Origin of the sequence: Gracilimonas sp. (assembly GCF_017641085.1) — a bacterium.
Lineage (GTDB): Bacteria > Bacteroidota > Rhodothermia > Balneolales > Balneolaceae > Gracilimonas.
This window is the reverse complement of the sequence record NZ_JAEPPI010000001.1, coordinates 637,463-652,930: the sequence shown is the minus strand read 5'-3', so window position 1 is coordinate 652,930 and position 15,468 is coordinate 637,463. Positions and strand designations below refer to the sequence as shown.

General features: G+C 45.3%; 16 protein-coding genes. 6 read left to right on the top strand and 10 right to left on the bottom strand.

The genetic code is table 11. The features are described 5' to 3' along the window. Positions 1 to 81: 81 nt before the first annotated feature. Genes JJ941_RS02670 through JJ941_RS02660 form a run of 3 tightly spaced genes read left to right on the top strand, consistent with a single transcriptional unit; the run spans position 82 to position 3,272 of the window. Positions 82 to 957 carry a hypothetical protein gene (locus JJ941_RS02670; RefSeq protein ID WP_290962067.1) on the top strand — a complete coding sequence of 292 codons (876 nt, stop codon included), beginning with the start codon at positions 82 to 84 and terminating at the stop codon, positions 955 to 957. Between the two features lie 14 nt (positions 958 to 971). Beyond that, the gene (locus JJ941_RS02665) at positions 972 to 2,174 is read left to right on the top strand and encodes an ATP-binding protein (protein WP_290962065.1); all 1,203 of its coding nucleotides are present in this window, start codon (positions 972 to 974) and stop codon (positions 2,172 to 2,174) included. A 21-nt stretch (positions 2,175 to 2,195) separates the two neighbouring features. Then, positions 2,196 to 3,272 carry a BamA/TamA family outer membrane protein gene (locus tag JJ941_RS02660; RefSeq protein WP_290962063.1) on the top strand — a complete coding sequence of 359 codons (1,077 nt, stop codon included), beginning with the start codon at positions 2,196 to 2,198 and terminating at the stop codon, positions 3,270 to 3,272. Here JJ941_RS02660 and JJ941_RS02655 read toward each other — a convergent pair whose 3' ends face one another. Further along, the gene (locus JJ941_RS02655) at positions 3,273 to 4,088 is read right to left on the bottom strand and encodes a DUF547 domain-containing protein (protein WP_290962061.1); all 816 of its coding nucleotides are present in this window, start codon (positions 4,086 to 4,088) and stop codon (positions 3,273 to 3,275) included. A gap of 86 nt (positions 4,089 to 4,174) precedes the next feature. On the opposite strand from JJ941_RS02655, the gene JJ941_RS02650 reads away from it, so the two are divergent. Then, positions 4,175 to 4,870 (top strand): TIGR04283 family arsenosugar biosynthesis glycosyltransferase, encoded by a 696-nt coding sequence (locus JJ941_RS02650; protein WP_290962059.1) that lies wholly within the window; start codon positions 4,175 to 4,177, stop codon positions 4,868 to 4,870. 58 nt (positions 4,871 to 4,928) lie between these two features. On the opposite strand, the gene JJ941_RS02645 is transcribed toward JJ941_RS02650, so the two are convergent. The 8 genes from JJ941_RS02645 to JJ941_RS02610 all read right to left on the bottom strand — a co-directional run bounded on the left by JJ941_RS02645 (position 4,929) and on the right by JJ941_RS02610 (position 12,771). Beyond that, positions 4,929 to 6,059 carry an ABC transporter permease gene (locus JJ941_RS02645; RefSeq protein ID WP_290962057.1) on the bottom strand — a complete coding sequence of 377 codons (1,131 nt, stop codon included), beginning with the start codon at positions 6,057 to 6,059 and terminating at the stop codon, positions 4,929 to 4,931. Further along, complete coding sequence (locus JJ941_RS02640; RefSeq protein ID WP_290962056.1) at positions 6,056 to 7,165, bottom strand: ABC transporter permease; 1,110 nt, start codon at positions 7,163 to 7,165, stop codon at positions 6,056 to 6,058. Before JJ941_RS02640 ends, JJ941_RS02645 begins: the two co-directional genes overlap by 4 nt. Next, complete coding sequence (locus JJ941_RS02635; protein WP_290962055.1) at positions 7,162 to 7,905, bottom strand: ATP-binding cassette domain-containing protein; 744 nt, start codon at positions 7,903 to 7,905, stop codon at positions 7,162 to 7,164. Before JJ941_RS02635 ends, JJ941_RS02640 begins: the two co-directional genes overlap by 4 nt. After that, positions 7,898 to 8,773: an ABC transporter ATP-binding protein gene (locus JJ941_RS02630; protein WP_290962053.1), complete on the bottom strand. Its 876-nt coding sequence runs from the start codon at positions 8,771 to 8,773 to the stop codon at positions 7,898 to 7,900. Before JJ941_RS02630 ends, JJ941_RS02635 begins: the two co-directional genes overlap by 8 nt. Positions 8,774 to 8,830: 57 nt before the next feature. Then, entirely contained in the window at positions 8,831 to 9,730 is a 900-nt protein-coding gene (locus tag JJ941_RS02625) for an efflux RND transporter periplasmic adaptor subunit (RefSeq protein WP_290962051.1), read from the bottom strand. Positions 9,731 to 9,753: 23 nt separating this feature from the next. Beyond that, positions 9,754 to 11,019, bottom strand: a complete 1,266-nt coding sequence (locus tag JJ941_RS02620; RefSeq protein ID WP_290962049.1) for a TolC family protein — start codon at positions 11,017 to 11,019, stop codon at positions 9,754 to 9,756. Further along, positions 11,016 to 11,633, bottom strand: a complete 618-nt coding sequence (locus JJ941_RS02615; protein ID WP_290962047.1) for a TetR/AcrR family transcriptional regulator — start codon at positions 11,631 to 11,633, stop codon at positions 11,016 to 11,018. Before JJ941_RS02615 ends, JJ941_RS02620 begins: the two co-directional genes overlap by 4 nt. 175 nt (positions 11,634 to 11,808) lie before the next feature. Next, complete coding sequence (locus JJ941_RS02610) at positions 11,809 to 12,771, bottom strand: Gfo/Idh/MocA family oxidoreductase (protein ID WP_290962045.1); 963 nt, start codon at positions 12,769 to 12,771, stop codon at positions 11,809 to 11,811. Between the two features lie 156 nt (positions 12,772 to 12,927). Here JJ941_RS02610 and azu point away from each other — a divergent pair, with 156 nt between their 5' ends. Next, positions 12,928 to 13,368 (top strand): azurin, encoded by a 441-nt coding sequence (gene azu, locus JJ941_RS02605; RefSeq protein WP_290962043.1) that lies wholly within the window; start codon positions 12,928 to 12,930, stop codon positions 13,366 to 13,368. Positions 13,369 to 13,458: 90 nt separating this feature from the next. On the opposite strand, the gene JJ941_RS02600 is transcribed toward azu, so the two are convergent. Continuing rightward, positions 13,459 to 14,106, bottom strand: coding sequence for an SDR family oxidoreductase (locus JJ941_RS02600; protein WP_290962041.1), 648 nt, complete (start codon positions 14,104 to 14,106; stop codon positions 13,459 to 13,461). Between the two features lie 168 nt (positions 14,107 to 14,274). Between JJ941_RS02600 and JJ941_RS02595 the strand changes: the two genes are divergently transcribed. Further along, positions 14,275 to 15,369, top strand: coding sequence for an ATP-dependent 6-phosphofructokinase (locus JJ941_RS02595; RefSeq protein ID WP_290962039.1), 1,095 nt, complete (start codon positions 14,275 to 14,277; stop codon positions 15,367 to 15,369). Positions 15,370 to 15,468 lie beyond the last annotated feature (99 nt).

The following is a 15,468-nucleotide window of genomic DNA, read 5'->3' as shown; positions in this document are numbered from 1 at the left end:
TTTGCTCAGAACCGCACTTTTATACAAACTACCCTTCAGGTCACCTTTAACCTAATAGATCCTATGATGCGTATATGTTTAATGATGTTACTTACCGGTTTTCTTATTTCCTGTACGGCTAATGAGACAAAAACGACTCCGGTCAACTGGGAAACCGTTCAGGATACCACTGATATCGCCTTTACCATTAGCGGACTGGATGGCCCCGAGGCTGTTCGGTATGACCCAGAACAGGATGTCTATTTCATTTCCAATTTTACCGGCGGCGGGAACACACAGGACTCCACCGGTTTTATAACCAAAGCGGATGCAAAGGGAAATATTCTGAATCTTAAATTTATGACCGGCACTGCTGATGCTCCCCTTCATGCTCCAAGAGGCATGTTCATCATCGAAAACACACTATGGGCCGCGGATGTGCTTGGCGTACACGGCTTTGATACATCAACCGGTGAGCAAACAGATTTTATTGATTTTTCGGATTTTGAAATTGGCTTCTTGAATGATATCTCAGCCGATGCGGAAGGCACATTGTTTGTGACAGATACCGGGACCAGCCGGGTTTTTAAAGTTGAAGCCGGCACGCCTTCCATTTATCTGGACTCACTTCCTGAAGCTCCCAATGGAATAACGCTGAATCCCGAGAGTCAACAGTTTGTTTTGGCTCCGTGGGGCGGCGATCAAATTTTCCGTTCTTTCAGCAGTTTGGATGATTTGGACGAATACGCAACCCTGGAAGGTGGTTATTTTGACGGTATCGAGTTTCATCAGTCAAATTTATTGGCTGCCAGCCAGCAGGATTCCAGCATCCGTTATTTTGACGGCTCGGCAAGCACAATCCTCATCAAAACAACCGGCCGACCGGCCGATATTGGAATTAACACCAATCTGAATCACATAGCCGTTCCGTATATTGCTTTAGATCGCGTAGACGTTTGGAATCTTTCAAAACAATAGCCTCTTAATATTTTATGCCTGACACTTCAGCTCTGATCCCTGAAAATGAATTTGAGCGAGCTTTAAAATTATCTGAATATGATATTGACTATTCGGAAATTCACGGAAAATTAGATGATTTAACCCGGCTTGCAGCTCACGTTGCCGGCACTCCCATTTCTCTCATCAACCTGTTGGATACAACCACCCAGTGGACGGTTTCGAAAGTTGGACTTGATGTACTTCAAACTCCCCGGGAAGAAACCGTTTGCCAGTATGTAGTACTGGATGATGAATCATTAGAGGTGGAAGACATGACGGAAGATGAGCGCTTTAAGGATAAAGAGTATGTCAAGAACTCCCCTCATATTAAGTATTACTACGGAGTGCCACTAAAGACTCCGGATGGCCACCGAATCGGAGCTATGTGCGTAATGGATACCGATGAGCATGATCTTACTCCTGAGAAAGAATCATTTCTGAAAATCATTGCCAATGAGGTCATCACGCGAATTGAGTATGAGCATAAGCTGAAGCTGATGCGCCACAACGTGGATGAGCTTAAGGAAATACAGCGCAAAGTAAGTCATGATATCCGTGGGCCCATTGGAGGTATCATTGGTATTGCTGAAATCCTTCGCGACCAGGCCAAGGGTGAAAAGAAAGAAGAGCTCATGCAACTTCTGGAACTCATCAACAAAGGCGGCAGATCCGTTTTAGATCTGGCGGATGAAATATTGAGTGACTTTGAAGATCAATCACAGGAAAATCAACTCTTCAAAAATCAGCTTACCCTCGAAGTTCTGCAAAAGAAGCTCGAAGACCTATATAAACCACAGGCACTCAACAAGTCCATAGATTATAAAATCGTGATTAATAATGGGCATCAGGGACTTACTTTTCCCAAGCATAAATTACTCCAGATATTCGGAAACCTGGTTTCCAATGCGATCAAATTCACCCCGGAAAATGGAAGCGTGGAAGTGAGTCTGGATATCAAAAAACCGGACTTGGGGCTTATCGGTGTGATCAAAGATAATGGCGTTGGAATGTCCGGTGAACAAATAAAAGAGATTATGGGCAACCGGGGACGTTCAACAAAGGGAACCGGACAAGAGCGGGGCTTCGGATTTGGATTCAAGCTGGCCAAACACCTGACTGAATCCATAAATGGTTCTCTGTTAATTGAATCCCAAAAGAATGAGGGAACAGAAATCACCGTAAACATCCCTCTTTAGACTATATAATTGAGGTTATGAATGCGAATTTATTCAGGTGTTTTTCTTCTTGGCTTCATCTTAGCTGTATTTTCAAGACCGCTGAATGCCCAAATTAAAAACCAGGCATTAAGAGGATTTCCTGTTATTTTCTACACCGAAGAAACGAGTTTTGCCGCTGGCGGACTCGGAATCTACACCTTCGATTTTAAAAACAACCTGAATTCCGGCAAACCATCTCAAATCAATTTCGGGGCAGCCTATACTCTGGAAAAACAGCTCCTCCTTTACTTTCCTTATGAGCTTTATCTTCAACAGAATAACTGGCGGCTGGATGGAGAAATAGGATACTATCGATATACCTACAAATATTACGGGATAGGAAGCAACACCCCGGAAAGTAACGAAGAAACCTACCGGGTTAACTTTCCCCGCATTCAGATAAACGCGCTTCATAAGGTCAGCAGAAAAATCTATGCCGGGGTAAGCTATTGGTACGACCGTTACGATATGACTAACATTCAATCCGGAGGCTTACTGGATACCAATAACCCAACAGGAACCGCGGGTGGTACTCATTCCGGCATCGGTATATCATCTGTGTTTGATACAAGAGACAATATTTTCTATACAGAATCCGGAAGCTACCTGGAGCTTCAGGGACTCATAGATCAGTCTTGGACCGGGAGCGATTATGACTTCTTCCAGCTCTCATTGGATGCCCGAACGTTCCATACCAACGCTTACGATCATACCCTCGGGTTTAATTTTGTGAGCAAATTTACCGGTGGCAACGTCCCGTTTCAGAAGCTGGCGTTGCTGGGCGGACCAAAACAAATGCGCGGTTACCTCGAGGGCCGATACCGGGATAAGGTATACCTGACTACTCAAGCTGAATATAGGGTTCCTGTGTATAAACGGTTTGGCGCAGTCATTTTCGCATCTGTGGGGAATGTAGTCCAAAACCTATCAGATTCCCCATTGACAAACCTAAAATGGACCCTTGGCCCGGGATTACGCTACATGATTGATGAAAACCGCAAGGTCAACATTCGGCTGGATGCCGGCTTCGGCCCGGGGGTAAACGGTTTCGTGCTCACCATCGGCGAAGCCTTTTAATCAGATATCTTTATAGTTACCCAGTTCCAGCGTCCAATCGTATTCTTTAAATTCAACGGAAGGATCGGCATCCTGAGGTATGATTTCATAATCTTTAAGCATTTGTACAGCTCCGCTTTTTCCACCAAAGTCGGCACGGAACCAGCTCATAAGCTTATTTACGACTACCCTGTTTTCTTCCGGATAATAGTCCGTTGTTTTTTCCAGGTATTGTTTCGTGGTGATGTCCAGCTGCTCGTTCACCCGGTCAGGATCGTAGGCGGCGATGTAAGGACAGGCTGCAGCTCCACAATTGAGTGCAAAGTGAATGCGGGGGTCAACTTCATACCATCGAAATTTCTTTTCATATCCACCGGGAAATGGATTGCTGGCATACCCACCGGAAATTTTAACTTTGGATCTTCTGATAATGCCATGCTCAATATCATCAAAGCTTACATCCTTTCCGGCAATGGTTATTTGGGGGGATGAGAAAAAGTTATAACCAAATACCGAATCCCGGTCTTCAAACAACTCAGGATCTTCAGTCAAAATAATTTGCACGTATGCGTTATATACATTCAGCCAAAATGCTTTCCGTTCTCCTTCCGAATCCAGGCTTGCCTTTAACTCTTTTTCGGATACATTCGCCAGTTTTTCCTGAATGGCTTTTGTTGATTTGCCTTGTCTGAGATTCTCAATCATTTGCTCGGAAAGTTCGGCGTAAGTCATTGCATCCAGGTTAACGGTATCTGCCGACATTCCTTCCTGAGCCTGAATATTGACAGAGGCCAGCACTCCTGCCATTAATAAAACACTAAAAATTATTTTCTTCATTTTGTTATTCTTTTTGAATATTAAAAACATCTGCAAAACCCAACACATCGTATTGACTATCCAATATTGATTTATCTTACTGTGAAATGCTGAGCATCATTGTCCCTACATATAACGAAGAAAACACCATATTGGATTTATTGATTCACTTGAGTGATGCCATAGGCCCTTCCGATGAACTACTGGTTGTAGATGGAGGCAGCTCTGACAAAACCATTAGCATTGTTGAGCAAAATGGGTTCACCTGCCTGAAGTCACCCAGAAAAGGCCGTGCTGCCCAAATGAACTATGGTGCAGAAAAGTCAACCGGGGAAATTCTCTATTTCGTCCATGCCGATACCTTTCCTCCGGCCACTTTTCGCGATGATATTGAGGAGGCTTTGTCTCAGGGCTATGAATCCGGTTGCTACCGCTACCGGTTTGATACGAACCATCCCCTTTTAAAAATCAATGCCTACTGCACCCGTTTTGACCGTTTGATGTGCCGGGGCGGTGATCAAACCCTGTTCATCAAAAGAGATTTATTTAACGAGTTAGGCGGCTTTCGGGAAGATTTTATGATTATGGAGGATTACGATCTGATCCAGAAAATTCAGTCCGATTCCAGCTTTCGGATTATCCCCAAAAACGCCACCGTCTCTGCCCGCAAATACGACAACAACGGGTACTTTCGGGTGAACTTCGCCAACCTGATTATCTTTATGATGTACTTCGCCGGTTTATCCCAGGAGACCATGGTTCACGCCTACAAAAACCTGATCATCCACCCCAAGTTCGATTGAGCTCAGACCTCAATATTCAATGTTGAGTGTTCGGTGTTCAATGTTCGGTGTTCGTGCCTTAGCCCGTCGTTTTCTTATAGCGATTGATGGAGATCAGCAGCAACACACTTCCCATCCCAATAAGCGTATAAACCATAAACTGAATTTCTTTCCAGCCGGCTCCTTTCAGTAACACCATCCGCATAATCTTAATGAAATAAGCTACCGGGTTAGCCAAAGTCAGCTGTTGTGCCCACTCGGGCATGCTTTCAATAGGAGTGAACAATCCGCCCATCAGTATAAAAATGACCATAATGAACCAGGCAATAAACATAGCCTGCTGCTGGGTGTGGGTTAAGGTAGAAATAAGAAGACCCAGCGATTGTATAACAATCAAAAAGATCCCCGCAACCACCAGCACCGTTGCAAGACTACCCAAAAAAGGAATCTGAAAACCATAGCGGGCCAGGGCCAGGCCAATGAGTAAATCCACCATTCCAATCACCCAGAATGGAAGCAGCTTCCCTATCATAAACTGGTACTTTCGTATGGGTGTTACATTCAGCTGTTCAATGGTTCCGATCTCCTGCTCCCGGACAATATTCATCCCCGATAAAAACACGCCGATCATGGAAACAAGCACCACCAAAATGCCCGGCACCATATAGGTGATGTAATCCAGGTTCGGGTTGTACCAGTTTTGAGGAATGATATTAATTGATTTGGCTTGTTTAATCTGCTGCCCCGCCTCTTCAATATTTAGCTTAGTCAAAACTTCGGTGTTCAGATCATTCAGGATAGATGCACTGTATGATTGAATGAGTCCGGCCGTGCTGCCGTCCACGGCATCAATAATCAGCTGCAGATCTGCCTGCTTTCCGGTTGAGGCATCCTTTCCAAATTCAGAAGGAATGTGAATGATCATTTTAACCAGGCCGGCATTCATAGCATCAAGTGCTTCTTCCCGGTCAAAGGTTTCCAGCTTCAGGGTGAAGTAGCCGGTAGCCTGAAGTTTTGCCGTCAGCTCTCTGGAAAGTTCGGATTGATCCCTGTCAATCAGGGCAAAGTCAACCTCTTTCAGTTCATAAGTGGCAGCAAAGGAAAGAACCAGCAACTGAACCACCGGCATCACAAACAGGATAGGCAACATCGCTTTGTTACGGAAAATCTGCAGAAACTCTTTACGAAGTAAAACCCGGATGATATTCATTGCAGCCTCACCTTGAATTTTTTCATACTCAGAGCCATAAAGAACACGGTGATTCCGGCAAGGATAAGCGTCTCTTTCCAGATAAATAAGAACTCTGATCCTTTCAGCATGATGTCTCTTACGATAATCAGAAACCACTTGGCGGGGATGATATGAGAAATCCATTGAAGCGGAAGCGGCATACTTGAAACGGGAAAAATGAAGCCCGACAACAACACCGTTGGAAGCAGCAAACCTGCCAGAGAAACCATCATCGCCGTTTGCTGATTATTAGCCGCTGATGAAATGAATACCCCCAGTGCCAGGGCTGTTAAAATGAATAAGGTTGCTTCCATGAAAAACAGGAAATAGGAACCCTGAAAGGGAACTTGAAACACAAACCGGGCCAGCACCAAAATGGTGACTACATTCACCACCGAAAGCACCAGGTACGGCAATACTTTTCCAATAATTATATGCCGTGGCTTGAGCGGTGATACCAGCAAGATTTCCATATTCCCCATCTCCTTTTCGCGGGTGATGGAGATGGAAGTCATGAGGGCGGAAATAAGCATAAGTATTACGGCAATCAATCCGGGGACGAACAAGTTCACGCTTCTCAGTTCGGGATTGTACATCATCCGGACTTGGGGGTTTAGTCCTGCCTTTCGTATATCTCCGTTATCATTTAACTCCCCCACGTAATCCCGAATGATATTGGCTGTATAAGACTGAACCAAGTTCGCAAGGTTTGGGTCGGTGGCATCGGTAATCACCTGCACCTGAGCTGTATGTTCCCTGACTAACTTCTCTTTGAAGTTCGGTTCAAAAACCACTACTTCTTTGATATTACCCTCCCTGAACAGCCCTTCCACTTCCTCATAGCTTTGCAGGTACGCACGGACTTCAAACGATGCCGAAGCTTCCAGCTTTTGGATGAGGGTTCGGGTTACTTCATCCTTCGATAAATCCAAAATCCCGATCTGAGCGTTGGTCACTTCATTTCTAATTGCAAAACCAAACAGGATCAGCATGATGATGGGCATTCCAAAAAGCACCGTTAGTGTCCGCTTATCACGATAGATCTGCTTAAACTCCTTAGTCACAAAGCCGGAAAAAGCATTCATCCTTCCCTCCTCTCGGCTCCGCGAGCCAGCTTTATAAATACGTCCTCAATAGAATCTGATTCTAAATTCTCTTTTAGTTCGCGGGGTGAACCGATGGCATCCATCCGCCCGTCCACCATAATGGAAATCCGGTCGCAGTATTCTGCCTCATCCATGTAATGCGTAGTCACAAAAACCGTAATTCCCCGGTCTGACACCTCGTATATCTTTTCCCAGAACTGTCGCCTCGTTACCGGATCAACTCCGCCGGTGGGCTCGTCAAGAAACACAATGTTGGGATTGTGGAGTATGGCTATAGAAAAGGCTAGTTTCTGCTTCCAGCCTAAGGGCAAAGAGCGGACCAGCTTTTTTCGTACATCTTTTAGTCCAAGTGAGTTGATTACCTCGTCAATTTTGCTGTTTAGTTCTTTATCGGGAATCCCATAAATGCCCCCGTAAAACCGGATATTCTCTTCGGAGGTTAGATCATCATACAGCGAGAACTTCTGACTCATATACCCTATGTTTTTCTTGATGGCCTCCGCCTGCCGATAAACATCCTTGCCCGATACCAATGCTTTGCCCGAAGTTGGAGTAAGCAGTCCGGTAAGCATACGCATGGCTGTCGTCTTTCCTGCTCCGTTGGCTCCCAAAAATCCGAAGATCTCTCCCTGTTCCACTTCAAAGGTGATTTTATCCACCGCAGTGAAATCACCAAACTTCCGGGTCAGGTTTTCGGTTTGAATGGTCGGCTCAGACATAGGTTCCCTCACCCTTGGCCTGCATCAGCTCCATAAAACTGTCCTCGATATTTGGTTTGATGGGCTTGATCTCAACTTGTTCTAATCCCCGGTCAAACAAGTAGGTTTTTAACGCCACTAAATTGGGAGAACCGGTCTTTTCGGTATAATGAACATACTCGCCAAAGGGTTGAACCGAATGCGCCTGAGGATACGATTTAAGAGCATTGAGTAACGCATAGGTGTTAGCTGCTTTGATGCCCAGCAACGTACGTTCAAAGGAATTTACGATGGCTGTCGGGGTATCAATTTGCAGAATCTCCCCTTCCTGAATCAGTGCCACTCTTTCGCACAAGTCTGCCTCGTCCATGTATGGCGTGGATACGATGATGGTGATCCCTTCTTTTTTCAGCATCTGCAGCATTTCCCAGAATTCCTTTCGGGAAACGGCATCCACTCCGGTGGTTGGTTCATCCAGTAACAATAACTTTGGCTTATGAATGAGGGCACAACTCAGTGCCAGCTTTTGCTTCATCCCACCGGATAAATCTCCCGCCAAACGGGTTTTAAATTTTTCGAGCTGACTGTAAATAGGCTTCACCAGTTCATAATTCTCCTCTATAGTAGTTCCAAAAACAGATGCGAAAAACTTCAGGTTCTCCTCCACCGTTAAATCCTGGTACAGGGAAAACCGGCCGGGCATATACCCCAGAAGTGGCCTTATTTGCTTGTAGTCTTTCACCACATCTTTACCCAATACCATGGCAGAACCTTCATCGGGAACAAGCAAGGTGTTGATAATCCGGAACAGCGTGGTTTTACCGGCACCATCCGGCCCGATCACTCCAAAGAGCTCACCTTTGTTCACATCAAAAGATACCTGCTTCAAAGCCCGGACCTTGCCAAACCACTTAGAAACTGACGATATGTTTACCACGCTATTCAATTACCTAAAGTTTACCTCTCCCGGCATGCCAATTTTTAACTTGCCATCCGGGTTTGGAACGGTAATCTCTACCGCGTACACCTGCGTCACGCGTTCTTCTTTGGTTTGAATCATTCTTGGCGTGAACTCCGCTTCGGATGCAATCCACCTTACCACACCGGTAAGTGATTCATTCTCCTCCGAATTTTTGTCAATTAAAACCTCTGCCTGTTCACCCAGAATAACCATCGGTAACTGCGCACCCGACACATACACCCTTAAGATCATTTCATCCAAATTGGCGATTTCGTACAGAGGCTTTCCGGTTGTGACTAATTCCCCCTGCTCCGCAAAGCTTGAAAGTACCGTCCCTGAAACCGGGTTTATAATCCGCGTCTTTTTTATCTGATCTTCCACCTGAGCTATTCGGGCTTTCATTGTTTGCAGCTCTGCGTAAACCGATTGCTTTTGTACTTCCACCGAATTAATCTGTTTTTTCAGCACATTTACCTGTCCTTGTGCCTGGTCGATCTGCTGCTGGGTGGCGGCATTATTTTGTTTCAGGTTGGTGAAGCGCTGCAGATCTTTCTGAGCTGTATTCAACTGCTCGCGATACACATCGGCCTGTGCATCCAGTTTTGCAATATTTGTCCGGATAGAAGCTACCGAAGCTAACAGCTCATCTTTTCGAAGAGCCAGCTGAGTTGAATCTACCTGTCCTGCTTTTTCGCCTTCTTCGAGTTTCATACCCTCCTGAACCGTAAAACTCTTAAGTATTCCTGAGGTTTCAGCCGACACGGTAACTTCTTTCGCTTCAAACTGCCCATAGGCATCCGATGTTTGATCCTGACTGCATCCTACCGTTAAAAAAAGCAAGGCCGCCATTGGAATAAGGGGTGTGTATATTTTCTTCTGTTTCATAACCTTTCCTGTCGTTAAAATTTCTATTCCAGATCCAATCCCAAAGCCGTTCGATACTCAGCCCGGGCCTGAACTAATTTGATTTCATTTGTAAGCAAGGAAAGCCGGGCCCGGTTGGCATGGGTTAACTCGGTGATATATTCCGTTGCCGTAATCACCCCATTCTCAAGTTGATTGGAACTTTCAGCTACCACCAGCTCCCTGATTTCGATGATTTCTTTATCGTGGATGATGTTCTCTTTAATGGCTTTGATTCGCTCTTCAATTCTACTCAATTGGGTCTGAAGCTGAAGGGTAAATGACTCTTCGTTTTGCCGGATGGTTTTCTGCCGGATGTTCAGCACTTCATTCTGCTCATCGGCATTCAGGAAGTCCATCAAATTCCAGTTTAAACGCAGGCCCACCATGTAGTAATCATGGAAGTCATCGTTTAAGAAGTTGAGTCCCGGACGTCCATAAGCAGCGGACCCAAATGCCGAAATGCGTGGTATTTTGCCGGTTTGAACCAGTTTCTTTTGCTGCTCCAAAGCTTTCACCGAATTTTCAAACAAAGCCATTTCTGGTCTTGCCACATCAGTTACTACACCTTCAGAAACCGGATCAGGTAGTGTAAGTTTAATAAAAGGATTCAGCTTTTCCCCTATCAGTTCTCCCAGCACCAGGTATCCGGATGTTATATTCGCCATGATGCTTGCCGAATCCTGCTTAGCTTTGATCAGTCCGGCTTCCAGGATCAACTGCTGGCTTTTCAGCAGAACCCCATTTTCAACTTTGGAACGGACACCTTCCAGGCGTTCATCCAGTTCCGAGATCATCAATTTTGTGGCTTCCATCTGCTGTTGAGAAAGCAGTATCCCAAAGTACACCTGATCAATTTGTGCTCTTACCTGCTGAAGTTCCACCTTTGTGGAAAGCACTTCCTGCATTCCTTGTGTCCGCTCCAGGTCTTTTCTGATGGCCGTAACTCCGCCGTTATAAATGTTCTGGCTAAGCTGTATGGAAGCTTCATACTGATCTTTGCTAACCGGGGGCGCCCCTCCCCCCGGTAACCCGAATTCCGTTACTTCCGACTGATAACTCGCCCGCCCGTTTACAGATACCTGTGGGTAATAACCCGTATTCACAATGTTGATATTTAGCTCTGTTATCTTTTCCTGGAGCGCCACCTTCTTTGCCGCCGGGTAATATTCTTCCGCCTGTTGGTAGCAGTAGTTCAGTGAAACGGAATCTGAAGGGGCACTTTGATTCACAAACGTGAATATCAGTAACGAAGCGAGAAACGTGTTCATGGCTTTCTGTAGTTTATGGCGTTCAGGATAAAATCAGTAAGGAACCATTTCCGGTCTTTCAGAAACTTCAGGTATTCCTGTTCTTCCAGGTCAAAAACTGTTTTTACCATCATCTGGGCTATAAAAGGAAATAGAATCAGGCCGACCATACTAATCAGCAGTTGCCGCGGTTCTACCCGATCCATATTTCCGGCTTTAATTTCTTTCTTTATCTGCTCAGCAAAACTTTTGGGCGGATGGATGTTCTTCTCACTCATAAACCGCCTGAATTCATCCGGATGATTATTCATTTCCTGTATGATAAACTGCACCACCTTGGGATTGTCTTGCAGGAAATTGTAGTAGGCATCAATCAAGCGTGGTACTTTCTTATCCAGTGTAAGCTCTGAACCTAAAATTTCGAATATAGTGGGAAAAAAGTGAGCCAGTTGCTGCTGGAATACCGCCCTGAACAGTTTGTCTTTGCTGCGATAATAATAATGCAACATCGACTTGTTGATGTTTGCCTCGTCAGCAATTTGTTGCATGCGGGCGCCGGCGTAGCCATCCTTTTGGAAAACCCGGGATGCAGCTTCAAAAATCAGTTCTTCTGTATCCTTTTCTTTGTCAGTCATGTCTGTCTTTTGATTGATTCTGCATCAAATTTATACCAGAAAAAGGATTTTTTCAACCATATGGTTGAACTTGTTGGTTAGTCATTTTAAGGATATGGTTCTCCCATAAAAAACAGCCGGATAGAATTCTACTTCAGTGACTAAATCAGATCAGAGATAGAAAATCTAATCTATTTTAAAGGGAAAGCAGTGCGTCAATAACTCTCATATTGGCAACGGCATCATTTAAAGGAGTGGGGACATCCCTATTCTCGATAATGGCTTTTGAAAAAGCATCTCCCTGGATTGTGTAATGATTAGCTTGTAATGTTTTCTCTTTCAGAACTTGTCCTTCTCCGCTTGTAATTCTTATGGAAGCCGGGCTTTCCTGCGGGTTAAAGGGTATATCCATTTCAATAATACCCGACGTTCCATAAATGATGAGCTTTTGATCGGGACTGGCAAGGGTAGAACAACTAAACGTGGCTGTTCCTTTCGCGAACCTGAGAACGCCTGAAGCTAACGTATCAACTCCAAAGTCCGGATGAATTTCTACCTCCCCTTTTATATCAATAGGTTCATCCTCAAATAAATAACGGGAAGCTGAAATACAGTAACAGCCTATATCCAATAAACCGCCGCCGCCCATATCTGCTTTGTTTCGGATATTTTCAGGATCATCATTGTAATAGGTGAAAGAGGAATGAATGGTTTGTATTGCACCAATTTCTCCATCATCAATCCATTGCTTAATCACCTGCCACTGTGGATGGAAACGATACATGAATGCCTCCATCACTTTAAGTTCCGGATATCGTCCAATTATTTTTACCAGCTCCTCAGACTCCGCCAGATCGATAGCTATGGGTTTTTCACAAAGCACGTGCTTGCCTGCCTCCAGTGCTTTAATGGTCATGGGAACATGCAGATGATTAGGAAGAGGGTTATAAATTGCATCAATATCTTCATCCTCTAAAAGTTCTTCATACGACCCATACGCCTTTTCAATACCCAACCGATCTGCCACTTCTTTTGCCCGGTCCTCCTCTCTTGATGATATAGCCGATATTTTTGATAACTCTCCTTTCTGCATAGCCGGAATAACCTGCTCTACGCCGATTTTTGCTGTACTTAAAACTCCCCATCGTATAAAATTCATTTTGTACACCGTAAGATTAACGCTTCAGTAAGAGTAATTACTTTTTGGATCACCTTCACAAAATATTCACAATGCATGGTTAGTTTTTGATCAACAAAATTAAAACAGGTTGGTAACCACACTTTGGTGCCGCAACTAATAAAACAGACGAATACTATGAGAACTCTATTTTCTTTATTAGCAATTTTTGCTTTCGCATTCACAACAACGGTTCAAGCTCAGGATAAGGTTGAAGTAACCATCGAGAGTAACGACCGGATGCAATTTGACTTGAACGAAATTAAAGTAGAAGCAGGACAAACCGTTGTACTGACCCTTAAGCATGTTGGAAAACTTCCTAAAGCTGCAATGGGCCACAACTGGGTACTGCTGAAGCAAGGTGTCGACATTCAGGCGTTCGGATCAGCTGCCTCTAAAGCCGCTGGCAACGAGTACGTCCCGGAAGGCACCGACGATGTAATTGTACATACAAAACTGATTGGTGGCGGACAAGAAACTACCATCGAGTTTACAGCTCCCGCAGCCGGAACCTACGATTACATCTGTAGCTTCCCCGGCCACTACGCGCTGATGAAAGGTAAACTAATTGTAGAATAAGTAGTTATTTAGCATTTCTAAAACTACTCGTATTATACCCTGAACCCCGGATTTCTGATCGTTTTCCGGGGTTTTTTATATCTGCTAACTTTAGCTCAGGTCAGAAATGGCTTGTTTGATGGATATGTCACCCTGAAGCAGCTCCAGGCTTTTCCCAAAGCTTTGTTCCTCATCCAGCAATTCCACAATAACCGATGCCACGTCATCCCGGGTTATGGTTTTGGTATCAATGGCCTCAATCCGCTCCTTCAGTTCTACTTTCCCAGTACCGCTCTCATTGGTTAGCCGGCCCGGCATCAGCACCGTGTAGCTGAGATCGGAATTTCTGAGATGCTCATCAGCTTTGGCTTTGGCATCGTAATAGTGTTCCATGGGTTCCGACCATGTTCCCGGATCACGATTGGCCTTGAGCGCACTCACCATAATGAATCGCGTAACACCCGATTCTTCTGCCTCATCAATGGCTTTAATGGCTCCATCCCGGTCTATGACCTTAGTCTGAGATTTAGGGGTATCTCCGCCCGACCCAGCCGTAAATACTACTGCATCAATATCCTGGTAAGCGTGGCTGAAATCTTTCTCCAGGTCAGCCAGCACCGTGTCAACACCATGCTCTTTAAACTGGTCGATTTGCTCCTCTTTCCGGACCATCGCCACCGGATTGTGCCCGGCTTCCTTCAACTGATGTACCAACCGGTTTCCTATTTGTCCGTTCGCTCCTATAACTAATACGTTCATTATCTTTTTTTGAATTGAATTTCAGTAAGGTAAATGACTGTGAACCCCTTTTCGTTTCGGGCGTGTTAGTCCGTCCTGCCCACCCCTTTTTTAGAGCTCCTCTCTCTATTATTAATTCAGCCAGAATCGCTTATTTTATTCACCAAATTTCATCGACAAAAAACAACTATGAAGAAAGTACTTGTCACCACCGGGGGCGGGGATTGCCCCGGGCTGAATGCGGTAATTCGCGCCATTGTAAAGCGTGCAGCTCAAACCAATGACTGGCAGGTTTATGGCAGTATTGAAGCGTTTAACGGAGCTTTGCGAACGCCTAAAGAGATTATCAGGCTAAATGATCAGGAAGTGGCCGGAATTCACGCCAAAGGCGGAACCATTCTGAAAACGACCAACAAGGGCGGACCTTTTAACTGGCCGGTAAAGCATGAAGACGGTTCATGGACTACGGAAGACCGTTCCGATGAGATGATCGATTATCTGAAAAGGGAAGGCTTTGAGGTTGTCATTAATATCGGTGGAGACGGTTCTCAGAAAATCAGTCACCAGTTGCAGGAAAAAGGATTGAATGTAATCGGCGTTCCCAAAACCATCGATAACGACCTGTCCTCCACCGACTATACCTTTGGTTTCCAGACCGCCGTTGATATTGCCACCGATGCCGTGGATAAATTGGTTACCACCGCCTCCAGCCACCACCGGCTGATGATACTCGAAGTGATGGGCCGTGGAGCCGGCTGGATTGCCCTGCATGCTGCTATAGCCGGGGGAGCGGAAGTTTGCCTGATTCCGGAAATTCCTTATGACGTCAACAAGGTGCTGGAGCGTCTCAACAAACGGTATAAAGATGGACGCGGGTTTGCCATTATTGTGATTGCCGAGGGAGCCAAACCCCGGGAAGGATCGGTAGTTACCCGTGAAAGCGATGAAGTCGGATATCGCAATCAACGGCTTGGCGGTGTTGCCTATCAGCTATCTGATCAGCTGAAATCGGCCGGATTTGAGCATGACATTCGCGAGATGGTGTTAGGTCATCTGCAGCGCGGAGGTAAGCCTGAAGCCTTTGACCGCATTCTTGCCACCCAGTTCGGGGTGAAGGCCATGGAGCTTGCCATCAATGGCGAATACGGAAAAATGGTTTCCTTCATCGATCAAGAAATTGTAGCCGTCCCCTTATCTGAGGCCGCAAAAGGAAATAACCTGGTTGACCCAAACAGCTTTTTGGTACAAACCGCTAAAGGAGTTGGCATTAGTTTCGGGGATTAGTACCGAGAATTATAGCAGCACTTGTTGACTACTTTTTCTCGTTCCGAGCATCCACGTTGTTCTCGTTCCGAGCATCCACGTTGTTCTCGTTCCGAACGT

What these genes read in the sequence shown, in the direction of transcription:
- JJ941_RS02670 (WP_290962067.1), top strand. Translation starts at nt 82, where the DNA reads ATGATGTTACTTACCGGTTTTCTTATTTCCTGTACGGCTAATGAGACA.
- JJ941_RS02665 (WP_290962065.1), top strand. Translation starts at nt 972, where the DNA reads ATGCCTGACACTTCAGCTCTGATCCCTGAAAATGAATTTGAGCGAGCT.
- JJ941_RS02660 (WP_290962063.1), top strand. Translation starts at nt 2,196, where the DNA reads ATGCGAATTTATTCAGGTGTTTTTCTTCTTGGCTTCATCTTAGCTGTA.
- JJ941_RS02655 (WP_290962061.1), bottom strand. Translation starts at nt 4,088, where the DNA reads ATGAAGAAAATAATTTTTAGTGTTTTATTAATGGCAGGAGTGCTGGCC.
- JJ941_RS02650 (WP_290962059.1), top strand. Translation starts at nt 4,175, where the DNA reads ATGCTGAGCATCATTGTCCCTACATATAACGAAGAAAACACCATATTG.
- JJ941_RS02645 (WP_290962057.1), bottom strand. Translation starts at nt 6,059, where the DNA reads ATGAATATCATCCGGGTTTTACTTCGTAAAGAGTTTCTGCAGATTTTC.
- JJ941_RS02640 (WP_290962056.1), bottom strand. Translation starts at nt 7,165, where the DNA reads ATGAATGCTTTTTCCGGCTTTGTGACTAAGGAGTTTAAGCAGATCTAT.
- JJ941_RS02635 (WP_290962055.1), bottom strand. Translation starts at nt 7,905, where the DNA reads ATGTCTGAGCCGACCATTCAAACCGAAAACCTGACCCGGAAGTTTGGT.
- JJ941_RS02625 (WP_290962051.1), bottom strand. Translation starts at nt 9,730, where the DNA reads ATGAAACAGAAGAAAATATACACACCCCTTATTCCAATGGCGGCCTTG.
- JJ941_RS02620 (WP_290962049.1), bottom strand. Translation starts at nt 11,019, where the DNA reads ATGAACACGTTTCTCGCTTCGTTACTGATATTCACGTTTGTGAATCAA.
- JJ941_RS02615 (WP_290962047.1), bottom strand. Translation starts at nt 11,633, where the DNA reads ATGACTGACAAAGAAAAGGATACAGAAGAACTGATTTTTGAAGCTGCA.
- JJ941_RS02610 (WP_290962045.1), bottom strand. Translation starts at nt 12,771, where the DNA reads ATGAATTTTATACGATGGGGAGTTTTAAGTACAGCAAAAATCGGCGTA.
- azu (WP_290962043.1), top strand. Translation starts at nt 12,928, where the DNA reads ATGAGAACTCTATTTTCTTTATTAGCAATTTTTGCTTTCGCATTCACA.
- JJ941_RS02600 (WP_290962041.1), bottom strand. Translation starts at nt 14,106, where the DNA reads ATGAACGTATTAGTTATAGGAGCGAACGGACAAATAGGAAACCGGTTG.
- JJ941_RS02595 (WP_290962039.1), top strand. Translation starts at nt 14,275, where the DNA reads ATGAAGAAAGTACTTGTCACCACCGGGGGCGGGGATTGCCCCGGGCTG.